Raw genomic sequence first — 26855 nt, 5'->3', positions numbered from 1 at the left:
CCCTGCCCGCTGCTATATTCAGTCCAGCTCGGCAGGCATGGTGCCTGCCCTTGAATCACAGGGAGTTGGACATGGGTCTGGTACAGGCGGTGAAGGGTGCGGTTGGCGGTGTGCTGGCCGACCAGTGGAAGGACTTCTACACCGTGCCGGCGGGCCTGCCGTCCACGGCCGCCCTGTTCGCGGCGGTGCCGCAGGGCACCAATGCCGGCCGCGGCTCCAACACCAGCGGCTCGTCCAACATCATCACCAACGGCTCGAAGATCATCGTGCCGGAAGGCTACGGCCTGCTGCTGTTCCAGGATGGCGCGATCACCGCATTCGTCGCCGAACCGGGTGGCTACGAGTGGCGCTCCGACGATCTGAACTCGCAGTCGATCTTCGCCGGCGACGGCCTGGTCAGCACCTTCATCAAGCAGAGCTGGGAACGCTTCAAGTTCGGCGGCCAGCCGGGCGCGCAGCAGGCGGCCTACTTCGTCTCGCTGAAGGAACTGCCGGACAACCGCTTCGGCACCCAGTCGGAAATCTACTGGGACGACGGTTTCCTCAATACCCAGGTCGGTGCGATCACCCGCGGCTCGTACACGCTGAAGATCGTCGACCCGATCCTGTTCGTGAAGAATTTCGTACCGGCCAGCTACCTGCGGCCGGGCCAGGTGTTCGACTTCACCGATCTGGACAACGCCGCTGCCAGCCAGCTGTTCAATGAAGTGGTCGGTTCGCTGGCCCCGGCCTTCAGCCTGTATACCAACGATCCGGGCAAGGGCAACCGCATCACCAAGCTGCAGCAGGACTCGCTGGGCTTCGCGCAGAGCCTGTCGGCCGCCGTCGAGCAGGGTTACCAGTGGAAGTCCGACCGCGGCCTGGCCATCGTCAAGACCGCCATCGTCTCGATCGAGTACGACGCCAACACCCGCGAACTGCTGAAGACCGTGCAGCGCGCCGATGCGCTGTCCGGTTCGCGCGGCAATTCCAACCTGCAGGCCAGCGTCGCCCAGGGCATCCAGTCGGCCGGCGAGAACGGCGGTGCGGCGGGCCTGGTCGGTGTCGGCATGGCCTCGGGCATGTTCGGTGTCGGCGGCATGCAGCAGCCGGCCACCCCGGCTGCCGACGATCCGGTCGCCAAGCTGAAGAAGGCCAAGGAAATGCTGGACCTGGGCTTGATCACCCAGAGCGATTACGACGCGCTCAAGGCCAAGGCACTGGGCCTGTAACAGCAGGACGCACAACCGACATGTCCGATCCCCGAAACGGCCCACCGCCGCTGCCCGGATCCGCGCCCGCGACGCCGCCGCCCCTGCCGGCGGCGTCGTTGGATGGGCCCGGTTCGCCGCAGGACGTCCCTCCCCTGCCCGGCAGCTTCCCGCTGGACACCTCGAAGCTGCCGCAGGCCATCCGCGATGAAGTGGAAGCGCCCGATCCCGTGGCCATCGATACCTCGGCCAGCGAGCTGAAGGACGGCCTCAACCGCTGCCCGAAGTGCGGCGCCACCGACATCCGGCCCAAGGCCGGCACCGACATCCTCGTCTGCCTGTACTGCCGTCACGAATGGCATGGCGCGCGGGTCGAGGAGGAATTCGGGCTGGGCGAAGCCATCGACCAGCTGCGCGGCACCGTCATCGCGTCCGGCGCACGCGACATCGATGCCGACACCTCGGCGTTGATGACTTTCAAGTGCACCGGCTGCGGCGCCGAAGTCACGGTCAATACCGAAAGCACGATGACGGCGCGCTGCCACTGGTGCCGCCACGTATTCGGCGTCAACGAACAGATCAGCAATGGCGCGGTACCTGATGCAGTGCTGCCCTTCCATATCAAGAAGGACGACGCGGTCGCGCGCATCCGCCAGTTCGTCGACAAGCGCCGCATGTTCGCGCTGAAAGCGTTCAAGGACCAGTTCACCCCGGAAAACGTGGTGGGCGTGTTCCTCCCCTACATGATCGTCGACAGCAATGTCAGCGCGGCCGTGGCCGGCAAGGGCGAGATCAAGACGCGCGAGTACACGGTGGGCAGCGAGAAGAACAAGCGCACCCTCTACGACGCCGATGTCTACCAGGTCGAACGCCAGGTCGATTTCACCGTTGATGACCTGCCGCTGGAATCCTCGGCCGAGCGCGGGAATCTTGATATCCGCGCCAACACCAACAACATCATCAACACCATCCTGCCGTTCGATACCAAGAACGCGGTGAAGTGGAACGCCTCGTACCTGGCCGGCTTCACTTCGGAGAAGCGCAACCTGGATGTGGAAAAGCTGCGGCCGCGGCTGGAAGACCAGCTGCTGTCGATTGCCCGCGCACAGGTGGAAGGTTCGGTGAAGCGCTACAACCGTGGCGTGCGCTGGGAGCAGGAACAGCTGGAGGTGCATGGCACCCGCTGGGTGTCGATGTACCTGCCGGTCTGGTTGTACTCCTACCACCAGCCCGGAAAGAACGGCGGCATGCTGCACTACATCGCAGTCAATGGCCGTACAGGCGAAACCATGGGCAGTGTGCCCGTGCAGCAATGGAAGATGCTGCTGGCGGCACTGGCCACTGGCACCGTCATTGAAGCCCTCGCAATTGCCTTCCTGGTGGCATCGACATGAGCGACGACAGTGGCCTCTGGCTGTTGGCGGCAGGTCCAGCCGGCGCAACCGCGCTGTACTGGGCGCTGTACCGCTATTACCGCAACACCGACAAATCGCATTCCTTCGAGCACGAGACCGAAATCGAGGCACAGCCCGTGACCGGTTCGGACCAGCAGGTGGGCCGGGTCACCGGCACCGAGGAAAAGCGCATCCGCGGTGACAACGTGTACGAGTACCGGAAACGGGTGGTGAGGGTGAAGCCCGACCCGTAGCGCCAGGCCATGCCTGGCTGCGGGAAGTGCCCGGCCGCTGGCCGGCATTCCTTCGGTCTCTGGGCGTCAAAAGGGGAGCCGGCCAGCGGCCGGCACTACCCTTCAGCGGACAGCACCTGTTCCTGGCTGGCTTGCCTCAGGGCGCGCCCTCACACCGTCTCCCACCCCACCGGTTCGATACTCGCGCGATCCACCCTTCCGAGGATCCTGCGATGGCTGCCCTGCTTGCCCGTAGCTGCCTGCCGGCGTTGTACTTCCTGGCCCTGCCCGCCCTTGCCCAGGACGCCTCGTTCGGCTTCGGCGAACAGACCACCCACACCGACCAGACCACGCAATCCAGCAGCACCCAGACCCAGAGCAGTGGCGCGGTGACCACCCAGACCACCACCAGCGGCAGCTCGCAGTCCGAGTCACGCAGCGAAAGCAAAGAGATCGACGTGGGCTTCGGTTTCCACGACGACAACGACGACTCGGGCCACGACCGCCACCGTGGCGGCCGCGATGTGCGCGACAGCGATCTGTTCGGCAGCTGGACGCTGGGCCAGGAGAACGGCAACACCTGCTCCATCGAGCTGAAGAACATCGAGTGGTTCGGCGGCTACAGTGCCTACGTGCCCGCCGGCTGCCCGGATGGCTTCTTCTCGGCCAACCGTTGGGTACTGTCGGGCAATCAGCTGCTGCTCACCGACACCAGCAACACCGTGTTCGGGCGCTTCCGCGCGTCAGGCGGTGGGCGCTGGACGGGCTACCGTGAATCGGATGGGGCGCGTTTGTACCTCAATCCCAAGGGGCGCTGATCGCACCGTGCACACAGTAGGCACGCGCTGATCAGGAAGATCAGGGATCCGCCTCACCCCGCCGCCGAAATGTCCGCTCCCACCGGTTCCCGTCTGGTCATCTACGCCGCCCTCGCGGGCAACCTGGCCATCGCCATCGCCAAGTTCATTGCTGCCGGCATCTCCGGCAGCTCGGCCATGCTCAGTGAGGGCGTGCATTCGCTGGTCGACACATTGAATGAACTCCTGCTCTTGTACGGCCTGCGCCGCGCCGGCAAGGCGCCAGACCCCGTGCATCCGTTCGGCTACGGCCGCGAGCTGTACTTCTGGAGCTTCATCGTCGGCCTGCTGGTGTTCGCCGCCGGCGCCGGTGTGTCGGCCTACGAGGGCATCCAGCACATCCGCCGGCCGGAGCCGGCCACCAACCACGCGTTGAGCTACAGCGTGCTGGGCATCTCCATCCTGTTCGAGGGGGCTTCATGGTGGGTCGCGCTACGGGAGTTCCGGCGTACCAAGGGCAAACTGGGCTACTTCGAAGCCTTCCGTCGCAGCAAGGATCCGTCCACCTTCACCGTGCTGCTGGAGGATAGCGCGGCCCTGCTCGGCCTGGGTTTCGCACTGATCGGGCTCGTGGCCGCCCAGGCCCTGGACATGCCGGTGCTTGATGGTGTGGCGTCGCTGTGCATCGCCGGCGTGCTTGCCGCCACCGCCTTTCTTCTCGCACGCGAAACCAAGGGACTGCTGGTGGGTGAGCCGGCCCACCCGGCCGTGGCCGAGCGGATCATGGCCGTGGCGGAAACCGATCCCGACCTGCGCCGCGCAAATGGCGTGACCACCATGCAGATGGGCCCCGAACAGGTCGTGGCCATGCTCAGCGCCGAGTTCGAGGATGACCGGAAGACACCGCAGATCGAGGCGTGCATCACCCGCATCGAATCAGCCGTGAAGCGCGAGTATCCGGAACTGGTGGCACTGTTCATCAAGCCGCAGACACCCGAGGTCTATGCCTCCCGCCGCGCGGCACTGGCCGTTCCGCCTGCGCAGGAATGACACTGCGTCTGCGCCCGTTTCACCTGTCTGGTGCCACAGTGCCATCACCGTTTTCCCGAGCCTGCCTCTACCGTGCCGGATTGGTTGCCCGCCTCTCTTCAGATCCTCCCCCCGCAGCTTCTACCGGCGCCCGCCCGTCGAGGTTGCGCCCGAGCTGCTCAACAAACTCCTGGTCCGTGACGATGGCCGGGCCGGTCGCATCGTTGAAGTCGAAGCCTACGCGGGCAGTGTCGATCCGGCCGCACACTCCTATCGCGGGCAGACGCCGCGCACGGCCAGCATGTTCGGCGAGGCCGGCCACCTGTATGTCTACTTCACTTACGGCATGCACTGGGGCAGCAACGTTGTCTGCGGCGAAGTGGGTGAAGGCGTGGCGGTGCTGCTGCGGGCCATCGAGCCGCTGGTGGGCCTGGAGCGCATGCGCGAACTGCGTCCCGCCGCGCGCCGCGACCACGATCTGGCCAGCGGGCCCGGCAAGCTCTCGCAGGCCTTCGGGCTGGACCGCAGCTTCGACGGCGCTGATCTGGTGACCGGCAACCACGGCATTGTCATCGCCAGCGACGGCGTGTCGCCGCCGGAGGATCCAGTGGTCGGGCCCCGCATCGGCATCACCCGCGCTGTTGATTTCCCCTGGCGTTGGCACATCCGTGATCATCGTCACGTATCGATCCAGCCACGTCGCGCTTCCGCCCCAGCGAGGAAACGATGATGACCCCGCTCGACAAGCCACTGCGCCGCGAACTGCACATCGACGGCCAACCCTACACTCTCACCGTGGCCCCTGAGGGCCTCAAGCTGGTTGAGAAGGGGCGACGCAAGGGCATCACACTGCGCTGGCAGGATCTGGTATCCGGAGACGCTGCACTGGCCACCGCCTTGCAGGCCTCGCTCCAACGGCACTGAGCCGGCGCGCCCACCTCACATCGGCATCACCCCGCCGTGGCGATACATAACGGCGCGCACACTAGCGTAGCGCGAGCCAGCCGCCGCAACCGCCCTCGCCACCCAGCCCTGAAAAGCGCCATGGACGAAGCCGAACGACTGCTCGAAATCGAACGACTGCACCTGTTGGATACGCCACCGGAGCCGGTGTTCGATGCCATCGTTGCCGCGGCCCGCGCCGCGACCGGCCTGACCATGGGCCTGATCACCGTGGTGGCCGAAGACCGCCAATGGTTCAAGGCCAACATCGGCCTGGAGGGCGTCAGCGAGACCGCCCGCGAGATCTCCTTCTGCACCCATGCCATACGCCAGGACGAGCTGTTCGAGATTCCCGATGCGCGCCAGGACCCACGCTTTTCCACCAATCCGCTGGTCACCGGTGGGCCGCGCATCCGCCACTACGCCGGCATTCCCCTGGGGTCGACGCACGGCGCACGCATCGGCACGCTGTGCCTGCTCGACCCGATGCCCGGTGTGCTGTCACCCTCCCAGCGTGAACTGATGGTGCATCTGGCTCGGGTCACTACCCAGGTGCTGGAACAGCGCAGCACCCTCATGGCGCAGGTTGGCCAGGCCAAGGCGCTGCATCGCGAGCTGAAACGCAGTGAGGACTTCCTGGAGCGTACCAACCGTGCCGCACGGGTAGGCGGCTGGGAGATGGACCTGCTGACCAACGAGGTGCGCTGGACACGGGAAACCAAGCAGTTGCATGGCGTACGCAGCAACTTCACGCCCACGTTGGAGACCGCACTCTCGTTCTATCGCGAGGACAGCCGCAATATCATCCAGGCGGCGGTACAGCGCTGCATCGACGAGGGAACATCCTGGGAAGTACAGCTGCCGATGACCACGGCCGACGGGCGCGCGATCTGGACCCGGGTGGTCGGCAGCCGGCAACAGGTCGACGGCCATCCGCGCCTGGTCGGGGCAATCCAGGACATCACGGACGAACGAGCCGCGCTGGACGCGCTGGAAGCGAGCGAAACCCGCTACCGTCGGCTGTTCCACTACAGCCTGGGCCTGATCTGCACCCACACGCTGGACGGCACATTGACCTCGGTGAATCCGGCGGCGGTGCAGTCACTGGGCTTCGAGGAAAGCCAGATGATCGGGCGCAGCCTGTGTGACTTGATGCCGCCGGAACAACGCGAAGGCTTCAGGGCCTACCTCGCCCGGATCCAGGCAAACCACACCGACGCTGGCGTGATCGAGCTGATTGCCGCCGATGGTACGCGCCACTACTGGGCGTACCACAACGTGCTCGACAACGAAGCCAGCCCGCCCTACGTGCTGGGGCATGCACAGGACGTCACCGCGCTGAGGATGCAGGAGCAGCAGCTGCGCGACATGTCCTTCAAGGATCCGCTCACGCAGTGCTACAACCGGCGTTACCTGCACCGGCTGGATGAACTGATTGACGAGCGCTGGGCCTGCGTGATGTTCGATCTGGACCATTTCAAGCACATCAACGACACCCAGGGCCACCGCCGTGGCGATGCCGTGCTGGTCGAGTTCGCCACCTTCCTGCGCTCGCCGCTGGGCAAGGACGAGACCGTGGTACGGCTGGGTGGCGACGAGTTCATGGTAGTGCTGGTCGCGCCAGCGAATGGCCGCCTAAGCGAACTCGAGCACTGGTACCAGGACCACGCCGCGCTTTCGCCCAGCGCGTTCTCGATGGGCGCGGCCATCAACACGGCCGGTGAGCCCGTGGCCGACACCATCCAGAAGGCGGACAGCCGCCTGTACCGAACCCGCGCGCGCGTGCGTCGGGAGCGACGCGAAGACCCTGCCGCGCGTTGATCACGCACGCACCGTCACCCAAGCCGGTGCGTGGTCGCTGGCCTTTTCCTGCAGCCGCACCCAACGGTCGACGCCCGCATCCTTCAGTCGTTCCGCCAGTACGGGATTCAACAGCAGATGATCGATGCGCAGCCCACGGTCGCGCTCGGCATGCTGGCGGAAATAGTCCCAGAAGGTATAGATCGTGGCGTCGCCGTGCACCTTCCGCAGCGCATCGGTCCAGCCCTGCGCGAGCAGCCGCTCGAAGGCATCGCGAACCTCGGGCTGGAACAGCGCATCGCGCCGCCAGGCCTTGGGATCATAGACATCGGCGTCTGTGGGAATCACGTTGAAATCACCCAGCAGCAGCGCCGGGTGCGGCAGCTCGACCAGGCTGCGTGCATGCCGGATCAGGCGTTCCATCCAGCGCAGCTTGTAGTCGAACTTGGGTCCGGGCTGCGGGTTGCCGTTGGGCAGGTAGAGGGCACCCACGATGACGCCGTGCACCGCCGCCTCCAGGTAGCGACTCTGCGTATCCTTGGGTTCGCCCGGCAATCGGCGGCGGCTCTCGACCGGCATGGTGCCCCGGGCCAGCAGCGCCACGCCGTTCCAGCGCGCCTCACCCTGCCAGAGTGCACCGTAGCCGGCCTGTTCCAATGCCGCAGCGGGAAACGCGGCGTCGGTCGCCTTCAGTTCCTGCAGGGCAACCACGTCCGGCGATTCCCTGTGCAGCCAGTCCAGCAGCTGCGGCAGGCGCGTGCCGATGCCGTTGACGTTGAACGTCGCAATACGAAGCGTTTTGCGGCGGGGCATGGATAAAGGTTCCTCGGCGCAGCGGGACGAGCATTCACTCTGCGCGCCCGGGCATGCACGGGCCATGGATGCCACGTCATGATGCGGTGCCATTCGGTTCACGAACCGCTGCCACGGCGCACAGCAGGCTGGTCACCCGTGAACAGTGCCGGAGAAGCCCCATGGCGGTGCGTCCGCTGCGCGCGATCTACCAGGTCGACCCGTATCTGTTCCGCGACAGCCAAGGCCGCGGCTGGGGCACCCTGGATGGCATCACCGAAAAGCTGGACTACCTGCAGTGGCTCGGCATCAGCCATGTGTGGCTGCTGCCGTTCTACTGCAACGCCGGCCGTGATGGCGGCTACGATGTCACCGATCACTACCGCATCGATCCACGCCTGGGCGACGAGACCGCCTTCCAGCGCCTGGTCGATGCGGCCGACCTGCGCGGCATCGGCATCATCGTCGAACTGGTGATGCAGCACACCGCCAGCGCGCACCAGTGGTTCGTCGCCGCACAGCAGGGCGACCCGGCCTGGCGCCGCTGGTACCTGTGGAGCGACCACATGCCTGACGACGGCCTGCAGCCGATGTTCCCGCCGATCGAGACCGCTGTCTGGACATGGGATGCCGAGGCCGGCGCGTTCAACCGGCACATGTTCTACCGGCACGAGCCAGACCTCGACCTGGCCCATGCGCCGGTACGCGAGGAACTGCTGCGGGTAATGACGTTCTGGCTGCAGCGCGGCGTGGCCGGCTTCCGCGTGGACGCCGTTCCGTACATGGTCAAGCGCGCCCGCCACGCCGACCCGCGCGACGGTGGGCTGTGGCTGCTGGAGGCGATGCGCGCCACGGCAGACGCGCAGCAACCAGGGCTGCCACTGATCGGCGAAGCGGATGTCCGCGCGTCCCACTACGGTGACTTCCTGTGCCACGGGCGGCGGCTTTCGCACCTGCTGGATTTCCACCTCAACAATCATTTCTTCCTCGCACTGGCACGTGGCGATGCCAGCGAAGTGGCGCGGGTCATGGCCGAGTACGGCCCGCACGCGCCGCCGGACACACGCATTGCCTGGCTGCGCAACAATGATGAACTGGACCTTGAGCAGTTGGAGCCGGATGAGCGCGAAGCGGTGATGGAACGCTTCGCCCCTGAGCGTGGCATGCGCATCTATGGCCGTGGCATCCGCCGCCGGCTGGCACCGATGCTGGAGGGCGACATCGCATGGCAGGCCATGGCCTGGGCGGCGCTGCTGTCGCTGGGCCAGGTGCCGGTGATCCGCTATGGCGAAGAGATCGGCCTCGGTGATTGCCTGGAACTGCCCGAGCGCAATGCCGTGCGCATGCCGATGCACTGGCATAACGGCCCAGGGGCTGGGTTCACCGAAGAACCGCGGCATGCCTGGCGCGCGCCACCGGCAGACGGCCCCTACGGTTACCGCACGGTGAACGTCGAGGCGCAACGCGCGACGCCAGGTTCACTGCTGCTGCGGGTGCGCGAGCTGCTGCAGCAGCGCAATGCACATCCCGCGCTGCAGCAGGGTCCTCACACGCTCGACCCGCCCTCACCTGCGCTGCTGATGCTCCGCTACGGTGAGGCACCCCATCAGGCACTGGCACTGATCAACTTCGGCGACGAGCCGGTCGAGGTGGACGTACCCCTGCGCGGTCCGCTGAACACGCTGGTGGGCCACGGCGCCAAGCTGCAGGGTCGCCGCTGTTACCTGGAGGGCCACGGCTATACGTGGCTGGCTGCCGAAGGTGCCTGAGTGCGCAGCGCGGGCAGCACGTGTTCGGCGAAGTCATCGATGAAGCGTTCCTGCTCGCGGTTCACGTTGTGCAGGTAGATGCGATCGAACCCCATTCCCTGCAGCTCCTGCAGCCAGGCCCGATGCTGGCCCAGGTCTGCCGAGACATGCACGTGCTGGCGCACCATCTCGGCGCTGACCGATCGGGCCTGTGCTTCGAACTGTTCGGGCTGGTCCAGGCCTTCGGCCAGTTCCGGCGACAGCACGTTGGCACTCCACTGCTCCATCGCACCTTCCAGCGCCGCCTGTTCGGCGCGCGCGTAGGAGAGCTTGGCCTGCAGGTACATCGGCTTGCCCCTGCCACCGCCTGCCTCGAACGCTGCCACCACACGCTGTAACTGCGCCAGCGGTTGGCTGATGGTGATCAGACCATCGGCCCAGCCCCCCATCCAACGTGCAGTCTCCTCCGTGACCGCTGCACCCAGCAGCGGCAGGGGAAGCGCCGGGCGACTGTAGAGCCGTGCCTGGCGCACCTGGAAGCCACCGTCGTGGTCGACGTGCTCGCCACCCCACAGCCGCCGCATCACCTCGGCCGCATCGCGCAGTGCCTTCTGCCGCTCGCGCTTGGCTGGCCACGCCTGGCCGGTGATGCGCTCGTTCAGGGCCTCGCCGGTACCCAGCGCCAGCCAGATCCGGCCCGGCGCCAGCTGCTCCAGCGTCGCCGCTGCCTGTGCCACCAATGCCGGGTGCTGGCGCAGCATCGGGCAGGTCACCATGCCCAGGGTCAACGCGCTCTGCACCGCCAGCGCACCGGCCCACACCCAGCTGTGGCCGGACTGCCCTTGCGCAGTCGTCCATGGATGGAAATGGTCCGAGCACATCACGGCCTCGAATCCCGCCTGTTCGGCGCGCAGCGCCAGGCCCAGCAAGGTGGCGGGCGGGAACTGCTCATGCGATGCGTGGTAGCCGATGGTCATCACGGATTCCGTGCGGGGACTGGACACGATGGCAACACCCCTCCAGCTAAAACCGCGTCATGGAAACGAACGCTTCCTGCATCGGGCATCGACGCTGGGCTATCGCCGAGGGCTACATTCCAGCCTGGAGCAACGGCCCGTCACCGGAGATGCAGAGTCACGAAACCTGCTGCGTACTCAATGCCGGCGACGAGCCCGCGCATGTCACGCTGACCCTCTACTTCGAAGACCGTGATCCGGTGGGCCCCTACAGGGTCACCGTGCCGGCGCGACGCACCTGTCACCTGCGCTTCAACGACCTGCAGCATCCGGCGCCGGTGCCGCGCGGCACCGGCTTTGCCACCCTCGTTGAATCCGACCAGCCGATCATCGTGCAGCACACGCGGCTGGATTCACGGCAACCGGCCAACAGCATCATGACCACGATCGCCCATCCGTTGTGAAGTCCTCCGCGCAGGCGTCCACGCTGCAACGACACCGCGCCCTCCGGCCGTTTACCCGTATGGAGGGAGACTGGCGCCGGTTTCCTTCCGGAGAGTGACGATGGCCCTGCCCGACTACCCACGCCCGCCCTTCCCCGCCCAACAGCAATCCTTCCCCGGCAAGACCGCGCAGATGCAACCGCGTCCGGACCACGGCGAAGACAGCTACCGCGGCCATGGCTTGTTGCAGGGCAAAAAGGCACTGATCACCGGCGGTGACAGCGGCATCGGCGCAGCCGTGGCCATCGCCTTTGCGCGCGAAGGCGCCGACGTTGCCATCGCGTTCCTCGATGGTGAGCAGGACGATGCCCGCCATGTGCAGCAGCAGATCGAACAGGCCGGGCGCAAAGCCGTACTGGTGCCGTGTGACATCAGCGACCCGGCACAGGCGCGCTCGCTGGTCGACCGCGTGGCCAGCGAGCTGGACGGTCTCGACATCCTGGTCAACAACGCGGCCTACCAGCGCTACTACGAGCACTTCGACGACATCACCCTGGATGACTGGAAGCGGACGTTCGATACCAATGTCCATGCCGTGTTCAATCTGACCCGGTTGTGCGTCCCGCACCTGCGCGGTGGCGGCGCGATCATCAACACCGCATCGGTCAATTCCAAGCGACCGACCCCGAACATCCTTCCGTACTCCGCAACCAAGGGCGCGGTGGCCAACCTGACGCTGGGGCTGGCGGGCCTGCTGGCCGAGCACCAGATCCGCGTCAATGCGGTGCTGCCCGGCCCGATCTGGACGCCGTTCATTCCGGCAGGCATGGCCGCCGAGGAGGTCGAGCAGTTCGGCTCGCAGACGCCGTTCGGCCGCCCCGGCCAGCCAGCCGAACTGGCATCGGCCTATGTGATGCTGGCTTCGGACAGCGCCAGTTATACCTCTGGTGCACTGCTGACCATTTCTGGCGGCGCGGCGACGCTGTAGCCTCCATGACCGGATTGCCTGCCTGGATCGAGGACTGGCTGACCGTGGTTGTGCCGGTGGCCGAGGTGCTGGCCATCCTCGGCGTCGCGTGGGTGATGGTGCGTGCGCTGGCGTGGCTGCTGGTGCAGGCCCGGCAGCGCGGCAGGCTGGCTCCAGAGCTTCATGTCGGCCTGCGTCGCGGCGGTGCCTTGCTGCTGTATCTGGCGGCCGCGCTGCTGATACTGGAGCGGTTGGGCGTTTCGCGCTCGGTGCTGTGGACCGCGCTGACCGGGTTCATGGCCGTCGGCGCGGTGGCGTTCTTTGCCGCGTGGAGCGTGTTGTCCAACCTGTTCTGTTCGTTCCTGATCGTCGCCACGCGCCCATTCCGCATCAATGACACCATCGAAGTGCTGGAAAGCGTGGACAAACCGGGCCTGTGTGGTCAGGTGGTGGACATCAACCTGATCTACACCACGCTGAGTGATCGTGGCGAAGGCGCGCGCGGTTGCCTGCTGCGTGTGCCCAACTCGTTGTTCTTCCAGCGCATCACCCGGCACTGGGGCGACAGCGGATATTCGCAGCTGCCAGGAAGCGTGGCGATCAAAGGCAAGGCGCGCTGAGTCGCTGTAGCGCCGAACCCATGCTCGGCTCGCTGCGCGCGGCGCAGGGCGCATCGCGGTCTGAACGGAGAGCAGCCGAGCGTGGGTTCGGCTTTACACGTGCCATAGCAGGCGAGCCTACTCCGCCGCCAATGCCTGGATCGGGTCCAGCTGCGCGGCATTGCGGGCCGGGAAGTAGCCGAAACCCAGCCCGATTGCAGACGAACATGCCAGCGCGGCGAGCACCGGCCCAGGCGTGAACAGGAACGGCACGCCCAGTGACAGCAAACTGGACAAGGCGCCCACACCCAACGCGGACAACACGCCCAGCACCCCACCGAACAGGCAGATCAGCACGGCCTCGATCAGGAACTGGCGCAGGATGTCGCCCTGCCGGGCCCCCACTGCCAGCCGCACACCGATCTCGCGCACGCGCTCCTTCACCGACACCAGCATGATGTTCATCACGCCCACGCCTCCGACCACCAGCGCCACCGCCGCAATCGCCGAGACCAGCGCCGCCATGGTCTGGCTGGATTTCATCACCGCCTTGCGGATCTGGTCCGAGTTGTAGATGAAGAAATCGCGGCGCCCATGCAGCCGCTGCAGTTCCGCACCCAGCGAGGCCTCAGCTGCACGGGTTGGCACGTCATCGCGCACGCGTACGGTGATGCTCTCCAGCCGCTGGCTGCCAAGCAGCCGCGAGGCCGCCGAGGTGTAAGGCACGTAGACCGTGGGCGTCGCGCCGCCTGCGAATGCACTGGCACCCACCACACCGATCACGTCCACCGGCATGCCGCCCAGCAGTACCGTGCCGCCGATCGGATTGCCGTTGAACAGTGCCTTGGCCGCCTTCTGGTCGAGCACGGCCACCGCGCGATGCGCCTCCACCTCGGCATCGGTGAAGAACCGGCCCGCCTTCAGGCGCAGCCCGCGCACGCGGGGTAGATCAGCGCCCACGCCAAGCACCTGTGTGTTGGCGCGCCGGTTGCCCTGCAGAGCGGCCACCGAGCTGCTCAGGTTGGGGCTTACGCTGTCTACGTAACTCAATGCGGCCAGGTGATCGGCATCGTCCACGACCAGCGTTTCGATCTCGGCCGAGCGCGGGTCGCCGAAATCCGCACCCGGGAAGATCTCCAGCGTACTGGCACCCAGTTCGTTGATCTGTGACTCGACCTGCGCCTGTGCGCCCTTGCCCAACGCAACCACGGTCACCACCGCAGCCACGCCGATGATGATGCCCAGCATGGTCAGCAAGGTGCGCAGGCGATGGGCCAGCATCGAACGTACCGCCATCCGTGCCGCTTCCCTGGTCGCATCCAGGCGCGCGCGGCGCTCGGCGCCCGGTTCCGTGCTGCGCTCGGGCGCGACGGCCTTGCGTGCAACCGCAGGATCACCCGTACCACGGTCGGATACGACCCGGCCGTCCGCGATCTCGATCACGCGTGAAGCGTGCGCGGCAATCGCCGCATCATGGGTCACCAGGATCACGGTATGGCCCTGCGCATGCAGGCGCTTGAGTTCGACCATCACCTGACTGCCGCTGGCATGATCCAGCGCGCCGGTCGGCTCGTCGGCCAGCACGATGGCGCCGCCGTTCATCAGCGAACGCGCAATGGAAACGCGCTGCTGCTGGCCGCCGGACAGCTGGCTGGGCCGGTTCGTGGTGCGCTCGCCCAGGCCAAGCGTTTCCAGCAGCAGGCGGGCACGCGTGGTGCGCGCATCGGCCTCCACCCCGGCATAGACGGCGGGCAAGGCCACGTTCTCGGTGGCGCTCAGGTTCTCCATCAGGTTGTAGCGCTGGAAGATGAAACCGAAATGCTCGCGACGCAGGTGCGCCAGTTCATCGGGCGACATCTGCTCGGTTGCGGCGCCGTGCACGCGGTAGCTGCCTTCGGTTGGCCGATCCAGGCAGCCCAAGATGTTCATCAGCGTGGATTTTCCCGAACCGGACGGGCCGATGATGGCGATGAACTCGCCCGCCGCGATGCGCAGCGACACGTCCTTCAACACCACCACCTCGCCGGCGGCCGAGCGGTAGGCGCGCGATACACCATGCAGTTCCAGCAGCGCGTCGGCCATGCTCACATCCCCAGCAGGCTGGTGGGTTCGGCTTCCGCGCCACTGGGCGCCTGCCCGACCACCACGTTCTCGCCTGCCTTGAGGCCGGACAGGATCTGCACCGCAGTAGCGGTGCGCAGGCCGGTCGTCACCGCGCGCTCGCGGGCACGGCCCTTGGCGTCGATCACCTGTACGGTCGCGCGGTTGCCCGCCTTGTCATCGCTCTCGGACACTGCTGTCAACGGCACCTGCAGCGCGTTGGCGGCGCGCGCCAGCTGGATCGTCACCTTCACCGTCATCGACGGCTTCAGTTTCAGGCCCGGATTGGGTACGTCAAACAGCCCGGCGTAATACACCGCCTTCGGCGTCTGCGCCGATCCACCGGTGTTGCCGGTGGCCACGTCGGCAATCGACGATGGCGCAGGTTCAAGCTGCTGCAGGTGCGATTCGTAGCGGCGTCCGCCCGGCCCCAGCGTGGAGAACCACAGTGGTTGGCCAGGCGCGATCAGCTCCACGTCGGCCTCCGCGATCTCGGTGCGAACCGTCATCGTGTCCATCTGTGCCAGCATTACGATGGTCGGCGTGGTCTGCATCGAGTTCAGCGTCTGCCCGGCCTTGGTGACGATGGCCACGATGTAGCCGTCGGAAGGTGAGACGATGCGGGTGTAGCCCAGGTTGATCCGCGCCGTCTCCACCTGGGTCAGCGCCTGCTCGATCTGGGCCTGCAGCGCGGCGACGTCAGAGCGCGCCGCTTCGCGCGCCACCCGCGCGGACTCGAAACCTTCCTGCGAAACCAGCCGCGACGCCACCAGCTGCGACTGGCGCTCATGCACGCGGATGGCCTGGGCGTAGCGCGCCTGGCTGGCGGCATGCTGGGCACGCAGCGCATTGGCAGCCGCTTCGGCGCTGCGCAGGGCGATGCGCTGCGGCTGCGAATCCACTTCGGCAATCAGATCACCAGCGTGCACACGCTGGCCCAGCACCACATGCAGGCGCTTGACCTGGCCCGATACCTGCGCACCCACCGCCACCAGTTCCTTGGGATTGACCCGGCCAACGGCCTGCACGGTCTTTTCCAGGTCCGCCACCCTTGCCGGGGCCGTGATCAGCGCGGCATCATCACTTTCGGCAAACAGCCACCAGCCGGTGCCGCCCGTAAGAAGCGCAACGATTGCGGCAATGATCCAGGTCCTGCGGTTGTCCATCGGAAGGCTCGCATGCACGCGGCCATCGGATGTGACCGCAGAACCCGCAGTCTGGAAGGTGGTGGTGGATGTTTCTTGGAGCCACTGTGGAGATTGCATGGAGGCCGCACATCCGTTCAGGCACGGCATCCGCTCCTGAACGGCACGGATCGCGTCCATGAAATCTCGACACAATCTCGACCAAGTCTCCATCAACGGCCCCTAGCCTTGTCGGCCTCGCCGACTGCGTCCCCGCCGTGTCCCTCCCGTTTCCTGACCTGCCTCCCATCGATGTCCGCCGCGCCTATCTCGCCTGGTGCGCGCCTTCGCCGTGGCTGCTTGCACTGGTAATGGCGTCGACCAGCGCCTGGATGCTTGCCAGCGCGAACCCGGCGCCGCCCCTGCTGGCGGGCGCCGGTGCCGCCGCGCTGGTGTGCTTCCGCAGCGAAGGCCCCGCCCATTCGGCGCGCACGGGCACCCTGGCGTCACTGGTGCTGATCGGCTTCGCGGCCTGGTCCGCCTCCAGCACTGGACTGAGTCTCATGCCTGCAGGGATAGCGGCGGTCCTGGTGGCTGCGTTGCTTGCCCGGCGCCTGCGGGCCCTGGTCCGCATGGCCCGCCGCTTGCAGGACCGGGTGGACGCAACGGGCATGCAATCACGGTGGAGCAAGCTGCCTGCGGCCGTATCGGCCCTGCTCGCACAGCACCTGCGCGGGACCGCAACGCTGGCGCCCGCCCTGCGGCACACGCTGGTGCTGGCCACCCTCGCCTGGGCCGCCCACGAAGAAGCACAGACCCTGGAACGGCCACGATGACACCGCCGCCGGCACTCCCCATCTCGCACTGGAAACTGCAGCGTTCAATGAAGACCGATGCACGCACGCACCAGGCGCCCCTGGTGCTGATTGCCGAGGATGAAGGCGAAATTGCTGACATTCTCGGCGCCTACCTGGCCCGCTCCGGGTTGCGCAGCGCCCGCGCCGCCGATGGCGAAGCCGCCCTCGCCAGCCACCGCCAGCTGCGCCCCGACCTGGTCCTGCTCGACGTGCAGATGCCGAAGTTGGATGGCTGGCAGGTCCTGAGTGAGCTGCGCCGGCGCGGCAACACCCCGGTGATCATGCTCACCGCACTGGACCAGGACGTGGACAAGCTCACTGGCCTGCGCGTCGGCGCCGACGACTATGTGGCCAAGCCGTTCAATCCGGCCGAGATCGTCGCCCGCATCCAGGCGGTGCTGCGCCGTAGCGCGAAGCCCATGGCAGAAGAACCCAACGGGCTGATCCGGCAGGGGCCATTCGAGATCGACCTGCGCAGCCATGAGGTCACCGTGCGCACCGATGACCACGTGCATGCTTTGAATTTCACACTCACCGAGTTCCGTCTGCTGGTGCACATGGCGCGCGCACCGCGCATGGTGCACAGCCGGCTGGATCTTCTCCAGACCTGCCTGCCGGAAGGCGATGCGCAGGAGCGCACCGTGGACAGCCACGTCAGCAAGCTGCGCCGCAAGCTCGAGGACGTCGGCATCATCGGCATTCCCGCCACCATCCGCGGTGTCGGCTACCGCTTCCTGGACTGAACCGATGAACCGCAAAGGCAAGAGCATCGGGCGCCAGATCACGCTATCCATCACGGTCGCATCGCTGTGCTCGACCGTACTGTCGATCAGCGGTTTCTACCTGTTCTATTACCTCATGGAGGTGTTCTATCCACGCTGGTATGACGAGCCGGAAACCATCATGCCGTCAGGGCTGGAGTGGCTGTGGATCGGCCTGACCGCCACCGTGGTGGTGGCACTGGCCACGTTGATCGCCTCGCGCCTGACCCGGCGCATCATCACCCCGCTGAACTCGGTGGCCGAAAGCCTGCGTCGCGTCGCCAGCGGTGATCTTGAGGCGCGTGCGCGCGGCGGCGACACCTCGATGGCCGAGGCCGCCACACTGGTCAGCGACTTCAACTCCATGGCCGAGCGGCTCAGCCGGATGTCCGAGAACCGCGTGTTCTGGAATGCAGCGATCGCACACGAACTGCGCACGCCGATGACCATCCTGCGCGGCCGCCTGCAGGGCATCGCCGAAGGCGTGTTCGAGCCCGGGCCGGAGCAGTTCAACAGCATGCTCACCCAGCTGGAGGGCCTGACCCGCATCATCGAAGACCTGCGCGTGGTGAGCCTTGCCGAAAGCGGTCACCTGGATCTGCGCCTGCAGCGCAGCGATGTCAGCGTGCAGGTGGCGGCGGTGGTCGAAGCGATGTCCGAGGCGCTGACCGAGAGTGGATTCTCGGTGACATTGGATGCACGGCCGTCGCTTGCCGACTGCGATCCGGCACGCATCCGCCAGGCGGTGCTGGCGCTGCTGGAGAATGCACGACGCCATGCCATCCCCTGCCCCCTCCGGGTTCGCGTCACGCTGGCCGAAGGCCATTGCACCGTGACCGTTGAGGATGGTGGCCCCGGTGTGCCGGACGACCTGCGCGACAGCATTTTCGAAGCCTTCCAGCGCACCGATGTGTCGCGCTCACGGCAGAGCGGTGGCTCCGGGCTTGGCCTGGCGGTGGTGCGCGCGATTGCCGTGGCCCATCACGGAACGGCGCGATGCAGGGCGACCGAACGCGGTGGTAGCGCGTTCGAGATCCGCTGGCCGGTGCACGCGCGTCGTTGAGGGCCATCGCTGCCCTGGAAAGCCCGAAATGCCGGAACTGCCTGGGTAGAGTCGACTGTCAGGCGACTTGCGCGCGCAAGCGCGGGTTCTTCCAGCAGTTCGCAAAGAGCAGTCGACCAACAGTCGACTCTACCCCCGACCCACCCAGGCATTCCATGAAACACCCCCACGATCCAGCGGCCGCCGCCGGCAGCATCGGCCAGCAGAATGCGGCCGCCACCCTGAAGGCCATCCTGCGCACCTACCCCTGGCAGCTCACCGGCACGTTCTCGCTGGTGGCACTGGAAAACGCGCTGCTGCTGGCCTATCCGCTGTTCGCCGGCTTCGCGGTGGATGCCATCATCCGCGGCAACATCGGCCATGCCATCTCCTACGCCGGCGTAGTGCTGCTGTTCTGGTTGGTCGGTGCCGCCCGCCGTGCGGTCGATACCCGGACGTTTACCCGCATCTATGCCGATCTGGCAGTGAACGTGGTGCAGGCGCAGCGCCGTTTGGGCCAGGCCACCTCCACTTCGGCGGCCCGCGTCGTTCTGGCCCGCGAGTTCGTCGACTTCTTCGAAAAGCACGTGCCGATCATCGCCACCGCACTGGTATCCATGTTTGGCGCTGCGGTCATGCTGCTCGCAATTGAACCGCTGGTCGGTGGAGCCGCTCTCCTCGCGCTGTTCGGTGCTCTCCTGCTGCTGCCGTCGTTCGCGCGTCGCAACGAGCAGTTGCATGGGCGCCTCAACAACCGCCTGGAACAGGAAATCCGACTGGTGGACCGGGTCAGTCCCTCGGTTTTGCGCCGTCACTACACCACGCTGTCACGCCTGCGCATCCTGCTCTCCGATCGCGAAGCCGGCGCCGTGCTGGCCGTCGGCGCGACGGCAGCGGCCCTGTTCGCACTGACCATCGGCCGCCTTGCCACCACCGATGGCGTTACCCCCGGTCACGTCTATGCGGTGATGACCTATCTGTGGACTTTCGCCGGCAGCCTGGACGATGCACCGTCGATGGTGGATCAGCTCGCGCGGCTGAAGGACATCGGCCGGCGAGTCAGCCCCGGCATGGACGATGCGGACCACAAGGACGCCGCTTGACCGGTAGATGCCCACCTTGGTGGGCACCGATGGAAGCCAGCGCCAACCAAGGTTGGCGACTACCGGGCGCGATGGCTACCCATGCGCCGCTCGGCGCTACAGGAACTCCGCCATGCGCTGCAGCTCGTCGTCCAGCGCGCCACGAAATACCTTGTCGCGGGCCAGCGACTTGCCGGCATAGCCCACGTTCGACACCAACTCACCTTCGCGCATGCTCAGGTTGGCCCAGCCCACCACCTGGTCGTGCCACAACACCGGCAGTGCGTAGTAGCCATACTGGCGCTTCGGTGCAGGCGTGTACGCCTCGAACTTGTACACCCAATCCCACAGCAACTCGAAACGGCGGCGGTCCCACACCACCGGATCGAACGGCGCCAGCAGGCGCACCTGTTCGTCCGGCGCATGGCGGCGCGAGCGCGGATTTTCGTCCGCCGGCCAGTACCAGGTGGTGCCCTCCAACGTGCAGCTGGCCAGCTGCTGCTTGGCCAGTGCCAATGCCTTGCGGGTCTGCTCGGCCAGGTGCGGAGCGCCATGGCCCAGCAGGCGCACCAGATAGGTCAGGCCGGCCGAAGGCAGCGGTGCGTACTTGCGCACCACCAGATCGATCAGGGCGGCAGCACGTTCGATCTGCGCCTGTTCGCTGGAATCGGGCTCGGCATGATCGGCCACCGCGTAGATGCGCGTACCGCTGTCGCGCCGTTGCACGCGCAGCAGGCCGCGGTAGTGCATGCCGTCCAGCAGATGGGTACTGGCATTGCTGGTGCCGCCCCAGTAGTTGGTCACCCGCCCATGCGCGAACGCCTGGTCGACCTCGCGTGGGTGCACGCTGCCACGCTCGCGCACAAAGGCCAGCACATCGGCCGCACGGCGATGGGTCTCGGCATCCCACTCGCGCTTGGAAACCCGTGGGTGCATCAGCGCCAGATGCTCGCGCGGCAGGAAGCCGTAGTTCACCAGGCAATCCTCTTCCACCGGCAGACGCGTGTAGCGGCGCTCAAGATCGCCCGCGCGGTAGTCCTTCACCCGGTGGCGCAGGGTCAGGTCCTGCGCGCGAGCGGGTGCCCGGATCGGGTCGGCCTGCACGAAGCCCAGCCGCCGGATCGCGGTCAGCAGCGTGGTCGGCTTGAACAGGGTGCGCGCCACCGCGTAGCGGCGAAGATCATCGAGAGTGGGCGTGGCAGGCATAGCCGCATTGTATTCTCGACACTACGCGATCCGTCCAGTAGAGCCAGGCCATGCCTGGCTGGCGTCATGGTGAACGGCCACGATCATCCACTCATGGCGTGGATCTACCGAAGCCGCGATACCTCCAGCGAACCGATCACCAACGCCCGCATGCCCTGCTTGAACTCGGTGATCACCTGCCCCTCCTCGTCGTCCGCAATCGCGTAGATCGTGTCGGCGCCGGCGATGCAGTAGAACGCGATCGTGGCCAGCAGCCAGCGCGCCTTGTCCACCGGCAGGCCGAACACCTCGGCCACGTGCGCCTGGTGCGATGCGATCTTTTCCAGCATCGGCGCGGTCGCCACCGTGCGCCGCAGCAGGTAGGGCGGTAGCCCGGGATGCGCCTTCACCACTTCGCACAGTGACTGCACGAACCCCATCAGGTAGGCCTCCAGCCCACCCGGTGCGTCGACCGACGCGCGAGGAATCTGCCAGCGCTGGAACACCGCCTCCGCCACCAGGCGCTTCAACGCCTCCAAGTTGGCTACGCGCTTGTACAGCGCTGCCTGGGTCACCGCCAGTTCGGCGGCCACGTTGGCCATGGTCAGGTTGGGCAGGCCCAGACGGATGCCGATGTCGGCCAGGCGCTCCGGGGTGATGGTGGGCGGGCGGCCACGGCTCGGCGCCGTTGGATCGGGGTGCGTGCTCATACGGTGCCTGCTCTTACGGTGCGCGTCCATACCCTGCTGAGGGTGCCAGTAAAGGGACCCTCTTGTCCGCTTCGATTGATTTAGTTTAACTTACTCAACTAATTCGGAAGGCGTCCAGCACGCTGCCCGTGATCGAGCCCATGGCTCACCTCCCGCCAGGTCCCCACCCAGCCAACAACCCTGCGCTGCGCCCTCTCCCCGTGCTTGCCGTCGGCAGCGCGCCAGGCGCGCTCGCGCCTGCGATTCACAGGACTCTGGCATGACCGTTTACAACTTCACTTCTGCACAGCATCGTGCTGCCGCATTCTCAGGCCTGATGCATCCGCCGGGCATGCACCTGCGTTATCGGGTGTCCGCCTTGGCGTTAGGGCTGCTGGCCTCGTTTGCCGCCCTGGCCGACACTGCACCGTCCACCCTGCCCTCGGTGCAGGTGCAGGAACAGCGCCGGGTCACTGCGGACTATGCGGGCGGGCAAGTGGCCGCCGGCAGCCGCGTCGGCCTGCTCGGCGACAAGGACTTCATGGACACGCCGTTCAGTACGGTCAGCTACACCGAGTCCTTCATCCGTGATCGCCAGGCCAAGGACCTGACCGACGTCATCGCCGCCACCGACCCTACGGTGTTCAGCAACGGCGTCACCGGTGCGTGGAGCGAGAACTACGCGATCCGAGGCTTTGCCTCCAACACCAGCGACACCACGTTCAATGGCCTCAGCGGCATGGCGCCCTACTACCGCACCTCGCCGGAAATGTTCGAGCGCATCGAGGTGCTGAAGGGACCGTCTGCGCTGCTCAACGGCATGCCGCCGGGCGGCTCGGTCGGTGGCAGCGTCAACCTGGTGCCCAAGCGTGCGGGTGAGCTGCCATTGCTGCGGGTCAGTGCCAACTTCGCCTCCGACGCGCAGTTCGGCACCCATGTGGATATGGGTCGCCGCCTCGGTGCCGACAAGCAGTTCGGCATCCGCTTCAACTTTGCCTACCGTGATGGTGACGGCGCCGTCGGCAAGCAGCGCAAGAAGGTACAGCTCGGTTCGCTGGCACTGGACTGGCGCGGCGAACGTGCGCGGCTGTCGGCCGATCTGTACAGCGCCGACGATCGCGTGGACGGCCCGGCACGTGGCGTCGGCCTGGCACCGGGCGTGGCCATTCCGCGGCCGCCGCGTGGCGATACGCTGATCAACCCGGACTGGGCCTACGTGGACAGCCAGGACAAGGGCGCAATGCTGCGCGGCGAACTGGATATCAACGATAGCCTGATGGCCTATCTGGCCTACGGCACCAGCAAGACCGACTACCGCTACAACGGTTCGATCAGCGCGCAGATCCTCAATCCGGCTGGCGACTTCACCACGGTGATCGGCCAGCTCGCCTTCGACATCAAGAAGCAGTCCGGAGATGCCGGCCTGCGCGGTTCCTTCCACACCGGCAGCGTCGGCCACCAGTGGGCCGCCAACGTGACCCACTACCAGCACACCCAGAACGACTACGGCCGGCGCAGCGTACCCGGCTGGGACTGGACCACCAATCTGTACAACCCGGTGTGGGGACCGGCCGCGCCGTTCATGGCACCGCACATCTCGCATACCGAGCTGACGCTGGACAGCCTCGGCTTCGCCAACACCCTGTCCTTCTCCGATGACCGCGTGCAGTTGACGCTGGGTGTGCGTCGCCAGCAGGTGGTCAGCGAGACCTTCAGCGTCGCTACCAGTGCGCGCACCTCGCGCTACGACAAGAGCGCGACCACCCCTGCGGCTGCATTGCTGGTGAAGGCCACCGACACGCTCTCCCTCTACACCAACTACGTCGAAGGCCTCAGCCAGGGTGCTACCGCGCCGATGACCGCAGCCAACGCCGGCGATGTGTTCGCACCGTTCCGCACCAAGCAGAAGGAGCTGGGCCTGAAGCTGGACCTGGGCAGCTTCGCGCACACCTTCAGCGTGTACGAGATCAAGCGACCGAGCAGCTACACCGATCCGATCACGAACATCTTCTCGCTTGGTAGCGAACAACGTAACCGCGGGGTGGAATGGGGCTTCTTCGGCGCACCGATGGACGGCGTGCGCCTGCTCGGTGGCGTGGCCTATGTGCAGCCGAAGCTGACCCGCACGGCCGGCGGCGTGAATGAAGGACGCATAGCCACCGCCGTGGCGCAGCGGCAGGCCAAGCTGGGCATGGAATGGGATGTGCCGACCTTGCAGGGCCTCACCTTGACCGGCAATGCCACGGCGATGTCGAAGCAGTACATCAGTGCCGACAATAGTCTGTCGGTGCCGGGGCGTACGTTGTTCGATGTCGGGGCGCGCTACAGCACCACCGTGGCGGGTCGACCGCTTGCGCTGCGCGCCAGCGTGAACAACGTGACCAACAAGGCGTACTGGGGCATGCCGTTGCTTTCAAGCCTGGCGCTGGGTGCACCGAGGACGGTGTTGCTCTCTGCGACGATGGACTTCTGAGCCGGGCGACAAACTGTCAACGGGATCCACGCATGGCGTGGATCTGCCGGAAACTGTAGAGCCAGGCCATGCCTGGCTGGGTTCCATGGTGATCCGCCAAACGCATCCACGCCTGGCGTGGATCTACCGACACAAGGCACGACCACGCACGCACTGATCACGAAAGCACGCGCGCCACCACCGCCAGCACCGCCAGATGCCCCACGTAGTACCCATAGAACACCCAGCGCCAGCGCGGCAGTCGCCACGGCACCCGCGTCGCCAGCACGACCACCGGAACAGCCAGCAGTGCCCAGCCGTTGTGGTTGACCCCGCACACCGCTGCAAGCCCAACCAGCAACAGCCACCACGCCCGATGCCGGAACGCGATCCAGGCCAGCAGCACAGCGCCAACACCGGCCCACTGGTAGTCCACGAACATCGGCAGCACGCCGGCAGCCAGCAACAGCAGCACAGGCCGATTGTTCGCAAACGCATGCACGGCCACCACTGCCAAGGTGAAGGTGAGCAGGATGTTGAGCGGCAGCCAGGAACCGAACGCCAGTGCGTGCAATGGCTGCGCAATCAGCCCCCATAGCGCCAGCCGGCGGATCGATTTGCGCAGGTCGGCGCCCGGCTGGGCCAGGTTGCAGGCCATCACCAGCGCGAACAGCGGGAAGGCGATACGCCCCAGTTCGCTGACCACCGGCACGTAGCCCCCGAAGACCACCTTGGCCACGTGGTCGCCGGTCATGGCCAGCAGCGCGATCCACTTCAGCAGCTCGCGCGCGCCGCTGCCGAGGGTGAGGTTGAACGTGGACGTCCCGGTCGTGGTCGCTTGCATCGCGGAAGCTTATGCGCATCGGCCAGCGCATTTCCAGCGCCGCGCAGGAGGCCACCGCTGCAAGCCGCAGGTGGCGGCGCTATGCTGGCCACCCTGCTTGTGAGATGCCCGCCATGCGCACCCTGTACCCCGCCATCGAACCCTACCGCGAGTTCACCCTGAAGGTGAGCGATCTGCACACGCTACATGTAGAAGAGTGCGGCACGCCCGAGGGCATTCCGGTGGTGTACCTGCACGGCGGCCCGGGCGCCGGTATCTCGCCGACCCATCGCCGCTTCTTCGACCCGACGCGCTACCGCATCGTGTTGATCGACCAGCGCGGCAGCGGCCGTTCCACGCCGTTCGGCGAGCTGCGCGACAACACTACGCAGGACCTGGTGGCCGATATCGAGAAGGTGCGTGAGCATCTGGGCATCGAACGCTGGCTGGTCTATGGCGGCTCGTGGGGTTCGACCCTGTCACTGGCCTACGCGCAGGCGCATCCCGAGCGCGCCACCGGCCTGATCGTGCGTGGCGTGTTCCTCGGCCGCGAAATGGAGAACCGCTGGTTCGCCGAGGCCGATGGGGGTGCGCGCTGGATCTTCCCGGAGCGCTGGGACCGCTATCAGGCCTATATTCCGCACGCCGAACGTGGCGACATGATTGCGGCCTACTGGACGCGCATGGATGGCCCGGATGAGGCAACCCGCGTCGAAGCCGCGCAGGCCTGGCTGGGCTGGGAAGACAACGCCGCCACCCTGCAGCACGACGTGGATGCGCAATCCACCGATGATCCGCTGGATACGCTGGCCAAGGCCCGCATCGAAGCGCACTACTTCCGCAACGGCATCTTCCTGGAACCGGACCAGCTGCTGCGCAACATTGATCGCATCCGCCACCTGCCCGGCGTGATCGTGCAGGGACGCTACGACATCATCTGTCCGCCGCGCAGCGCGTGGGACCTGGCCAAGGCGTGGCCGGAAGCGCGCCTGGAGATGGTGACCTCCGGCCACAGCGCCAACGAGCCGGCCACGGTCGATGCGCTCGTGCGCGCGACAGATGCCTTTGCCGACCGCTTCTGAACAGGTGGGTAGTGCCGGCCGCTGGCCGGCATCCCACCGTGCGAGGTAGTAGCGTCGACTGTGAGTCGACTGCAGTTGGCGACACTGCTTCGAGGCCCGCGCTGCGCGCGATAGTCGATTCACAGTCGACTCTACGGGGCCGGGTATCAGGTGCCAGTCACACCACCCGGCAATACCAAGGTATAGCCCAGCTAACCCACGAGCCTCTAGGCCAGCCCCATTCAGGGGCGGACAATAGCGCCATTGGCCAGGGCAATCCTGGCCGGCACCCTCCCCTCCTGGAGACGCAGATGGACCCCGACCCTGCCGGGCGCACCGCGCCCCCGATGCACGCAATCCGCCTGTTCCTGGCGCCTGCCCGCCGGTCCCTGCCTGCCTGAGTGACGGGGGACCGCCAGGCGCTGCTTGCCTGGAGATCGCCCCCATGTCCTACAAGATCCTCTACATCACCCTGCGCCGCCTGATCGGTGAGCGCGATGTCGCCGGCCTGCGCAGCCAACTGTTGCAACACGGCCCCGTGATGTTCGCCCGTTCGCTGTCGCTCGGTTCGCCGCGCGTGGTGGCCGACGCGCTGTCGCTGCTGCCGATCAGCGAGCGGATCACCGTGCTGCGCCATCTGCCCTACCCGCTGCGCGATGCCATGAAGCCGCTATGCATCGGCGGCAGCCAGCGCCTGCACATGCAGCCGTGGTCGCCGGCGGTGCTGGCGATGCGCCACGCCTGATCTGTTCCATCCGTTCCGTTCGTGTTCCGGCCGCGGCCGGCTCT

At 66.5% G+C, this 26855-nt stretch carries 25 protein-coding genes and 1 pseudogene; 19 read left to right on the top strand and 7 right to left on the bottom strand.

The annotated features are described in order from the left end of the window. Nucleotides 1-71 precede the first annotated feature (71 nt). From H4O10_RS00500 to H4O10_RS00465, 8 genes and pseudogenes are all read left to right on the top strand, one after another. Nucleotides 72-1211, top strand: coding sequence for an SPFH domain-containing protein (locus tag H4O10_RS00500; protein WP_005409782.1), 1140 nt, complete (start codon nucleotides 72-74; stop codon nucleotides 1209-1211). Between the two features lie 20 nt (nucleotides 1212-1231). Next, nucleotides 1232-2584, top strand: a complete 1353-nt coding sequence (locus H4O10_RS00495; protein ID WP_012480360.1) for a membrane protein — start codon at nucleotides 1232-1234, stop codon at nucleotides 2582-2584. Beyond that, complete coding sequence (locus H4O10_RS00490) at nucleotides 2581-2838, top strand: hypothetical protein (protein ID WP_005409784.1); 258 nt, start codon at nucleotides 2581-2583, stop codon at nucleotides 2836-2838. Before H4O10_RS00495 ends, H4O10_RS00490 begins: the two co-directional genes overlap by 4 nt. 212 nt (nucleotides 2839-3050) lie before the next feature. Next, complete coding sequence (locus H4O10_RS00485) at nucleotides 3051-3635, top strand: AprI/Inh family metalloprotease inhibitor (RefSeq protein WP_044570265.1); 585 nt, start codon at nucleotides 3051-3053, stop codon at nucleotides 3633-3635. A 69-nt stretch (nucleotides 3636-3704) separates the two neighbouring features. After that, nucleotides 3705-4664, top strand: a complete 960-nt coding sequence (locus tag H4O10_RS00480; RefSeq protein WP_012480362.1) for a cation diffusion facilitator family transporter — start codon at nucleotides 3705-3707, stop codon at nucleotides 4662-4664. Between the two features lie 72 nt (nucleotides 4665-4736). Then, nucleotides 4737-5373, top strand: a pseudogene (locus H4O10_RS00475) (DNA-3-methyladenine glycosylase). Then, nucleotides 5373-5567: a hypothetical protein gene (locus H4O10_RS00470; protein WP_044570268.1), complete on the top strand. Its 195-nt coding sequence runs from the start codon at nucleotides 5373-5375 to the stop codon at nucleotides 5565-5567. Before H4O10_RS00475 ends, H4O10_RS00470 begins: the two are co-directional and overlap by 1 nt. A gap of 120 nt (nucleotides 5568-5687) precedes the next feature. Further along, entirely contained in the window at nucleotides 5688-7406 is a 1719-nt protein-coding gene (locus H4O10_RS00465; protein WP_099596126.1) for a PAS domain S-box protein, read from the top strand. Here H4O10_RS00465 and xth read toward each other — a convergent pair whose 3' ends face one another. After that, nucleotides 7407-8198 carry an exodeoxyribonuclease III gene (gene xth / locus H4O10_RS00460; RefSeq protein ID WP_012480366.1) on the bottom strand — a complete coding sequence of 264 codons (792 nt, stop codon included), beginning with the start codon at nucleotides 8196-8198 and terminating at the stop codon, nucleotides 7407-7409. A 161-nt stretch (nucleotides 8199-8359) separates the two neighbouring features. On the opposite strand from xth, the gene H4O10_RS00455 reads away from it, so the two are divergent. Further along, nucleotides 8360-9946: an alpha-amylase family glycosyl hydrolase gene (locus tag H4O10_RS00455; protein WP_012480367.1), complete on the top strand. Its 1587-nt coding sequence runs from the start codon at nucleotides 8360-8362 to the stop codon at nucleotides 9944-9946. Here H4O10_RS00455 and H4O10_RS00450 read toward each other — a convergent pair. Continuing rightward, complete coding sequence (locus tag H4O10_RS00450) at nucleotides 9916-10902, bottom strand: TIGR03885 family FMN-dependent LLM class oxidoreductase (RefSeq protein ID WP_012480368.1); 987 nt, start codon at nucleotides 10900-10902, stop codon at nucleotides 9916-9918. The two genes, H4O10_RS00455 and H4O10_RS00450, sit on opposite strands and share 31 nt — an antisense overlap. Before the next feature lie 59 nt (nucleotides 10903-10961). Here H4O10_RS00450 and H4O10_RS00445 point away from each other — a divergent pair, with 59 nt between their 5' ends. From H4O10_RS00445 to H4O10_RS00435, 3 genes are all read left to right on the top strand, one after another. Then, on the top strand, nucleotides 10962-11345 hold the full coding sequence (locus H4O10_RS00445) for a sensory rhodopsin transducer (protein WP_182680954.1): 384 nt from the start codon (nucleotides 10962-10964) through the stop codon (nucleotides 11343-11345). A 100-nt stretch (nucleotides 11346-11445) separates the two neighbouring features. After that, entirely contained in the window at nucleotides 11446-12312 is an 867-nt protein-coding gene (locus H4O10_RS00440) for a glucose 1-dehydrogenase (protein WP_012480369.1), read from the top strand. A gap of 5 nt (nucleotides 12313-12317) precedes the next feature. Beyond that, nucleotides 12318-12911: a mechanosensitive ion channel domain-containing protein gene (locus tag H4O10_RS00435; RefSeq protein ID WP_012480370.1), complete on the top strand. Its 594-nt coding sequence runs from the start codon at nucleotides 12318-12320 to the stop codon at nucleotides 12909-12911. 117 nt (nucleotides 12912-13028) lie between these two features. On the opposite strand, the gene H4O10_RS00430 is transcribed toward H4O10_RS00435, so the two are convergent. Then, nucleotides 13029-14972, bottom strand: a complete 1944-nt coding sequence (locus H4O10_RS00430; RefSeq protein WP_005409796.1) for a MacB family efflux pump subunit — start codon at nucleotides 14970-14972, stop codon at nucleotides 13029-13031. 2 nt (nucleotides 14973-14974) lie between these two features. Beyond that, a complete protein-coding gene (locus tag H4O10_RS00425; RefSeq protein WP_005409797.1) occupies nucleotides 14975-16156 on the bottom strand; it encodes an efflux RND transporter periplasmic adaptor subunit in 1182 nt (393 codons plus the stop codon). A gap of 329 nt (nucleotides 16157-16485) precedes the next feature. On the opposite strand from H4O10_RS00425, the gene H4O10_RS00420 reads away from it, so the two are divergent. From H4O10_RS00420 to H4O10_RS00405, 4 genes are all read left to right on the top strand, one after another. Then, nucleotides 16486-16950 (top strand): hypothetical protein, encoded by a 465-nt coding sequence (locus tag H4O10_RS00420; protein WP_044570272.1) that lies wholly within the window; start codon nucleotides 16486-16488, stop codon nucleotides 16948-16950. A 47-nt stretch (nucleotides 16951-16997) separates the two neighbouring features. Then, nucleotides 16998-17714 carry a response regulator gene (locus H4O10_RS00415; RefSeq protein WP_032963270.1) on the top strand — a complete coding sequence of 239 codons (717 nt, stop codon included), beginning with the start codon at nucleotides 16998-17000 and terminating at the stop codon, nucleotides 17712-17714. 4 nt (nucleotides 17715-17718) lie between these two features. Continuing rightward, complete coding sequence (locus tag H4O10_RS00410; protein WP_005413562.1) at nucleotides 17719-18795, top strand: ATP-binding protein; 1077 nt, start codon at nucleotides 17719-17721, stop codon at nucleotides 18793-18795. Nucleotides 18796-18950: 155 nt separating this feature from the next. Next, the gene (locus tag H4O10_RS00405; protein WP_012480374.1) at nucleotides 18951-19877 is read left to right on the top strand and encodes an ABC transporter six-transmembrane domain-containing protein; all 927 of its coding nucleotides are present in this window, start codon (nucleotides 18951-18953) and stop codon (nucleotides 19875-19877) included. Between the two features lie 96 nt (nucleotides 19878-19973). Here the strand turns inward: H4O10_RS00405 and H4O10_RS00400 are convergent, their stop codons facing one another. Together H4O10_RS00400 and H4O10_RS00395 are read right to left on the bottom strand one after the other, a co-directional pair. Beyond that, on the bottom strand, nucleotides 19974-21062 hold the full coding sequence (locus H4O10_RS00400) for a crosslink repair DNA glycosylase YcaQ family protein (RefSeq protein ID WP_012480375.1): 1089 nt from the start codon (nucleotides 21060-21062) through the stop codon (nucleotides 19974-19976). Nucleotides 21063-21166: 104 nt separating this feature from the next. Continuing rightward, nucleotides 21167-21751, bottom strand: coding sequence for a TetR/AcrR family transcriptional regulator (locus H4O10_RS00395; RefSeq protein WP_044570285.1), 585 nt, complete (start codon nucleotides 21749-21751; stop codon nucleotides 21167-21169). A 259-nt stretch (nucleotides 21752-22010) separates the two neighbouring features. Here H4O10_RS00395 and H4O10_RS00390 point away from each other — a divergent pair, with 259 nt between their 5' ends. Then, nucleotides 22011-24203 (top strand): TonB-dependent siderophore receptor, encoded by a 2193-nt coding sequence (locus tag H4O10_RS00390; RefSeq protein ID WP_012480377.1) that lies wholly within the window; start codon nucleotides 22011-22013, stop codon nucleotides 24201-24203. Nucleotides 24204-24360: 157 nt separating this feature from the next. Here H4O10_RS00390 and H4O10_RS00385 read toward each other — a convergent pair whose 3' ends face one another. Next, a complete protein-coding gene (locus H4O10_RS00385) occupies nucleotides 24361-25026 on the bottom strand; it encodes a TraX family protein (RefSeq protein WP_005409805.1) in 666 nt (221 codons plus the stop codon). 113 nt (nucleotides 25027-25139) lie between these two features. Between H4O10_RS00385 and pip the strand changes: the two genes are divergently transcribed. Both pip and H4O10_RS00375 read left to right on the top strand, forming a co-directional pair. Then, a complete protein-coding gene (gene pip, locus H4O10_RS00380; protein ID WP_043033599.1) occupies nucleotides 25140-26087 on the top strand; it encodes a prolyl aminopeptidase in 948 nt (315 codons plus the stop codon). A gap of 424 nt (nucleotides 26088-26511) precedes the next feature. Further along, on the top strand, nucleotides 26512-26811 hold the full coding sequence (locus H4O10_RS00375) for a hypothetical protein (RefSeq protein WP_005409807.1): 300 nt from the start codon (nucleotides 26512-26514) through the stop codon (nucleotides 26809-26811). Nucleotides 26812-26855: the final 44 nt, after the last annotated feature.

The organism is Stenotrophomonas sp. I18B00994 (assembly GCF_014145825.1).
Taxonomy (GTDB): Bacteria; Pseudomonadota; Gammaproteobacteria; order Xanthomonadales; family Xanthomonadaceae; genus Stenotrophomonas; species Stenotrophomonas maltophilia.
Note: the sequence above shows the minus strand (reverse complement) of the source record. Positions and strands in the feature narration are given on the sequence as shown.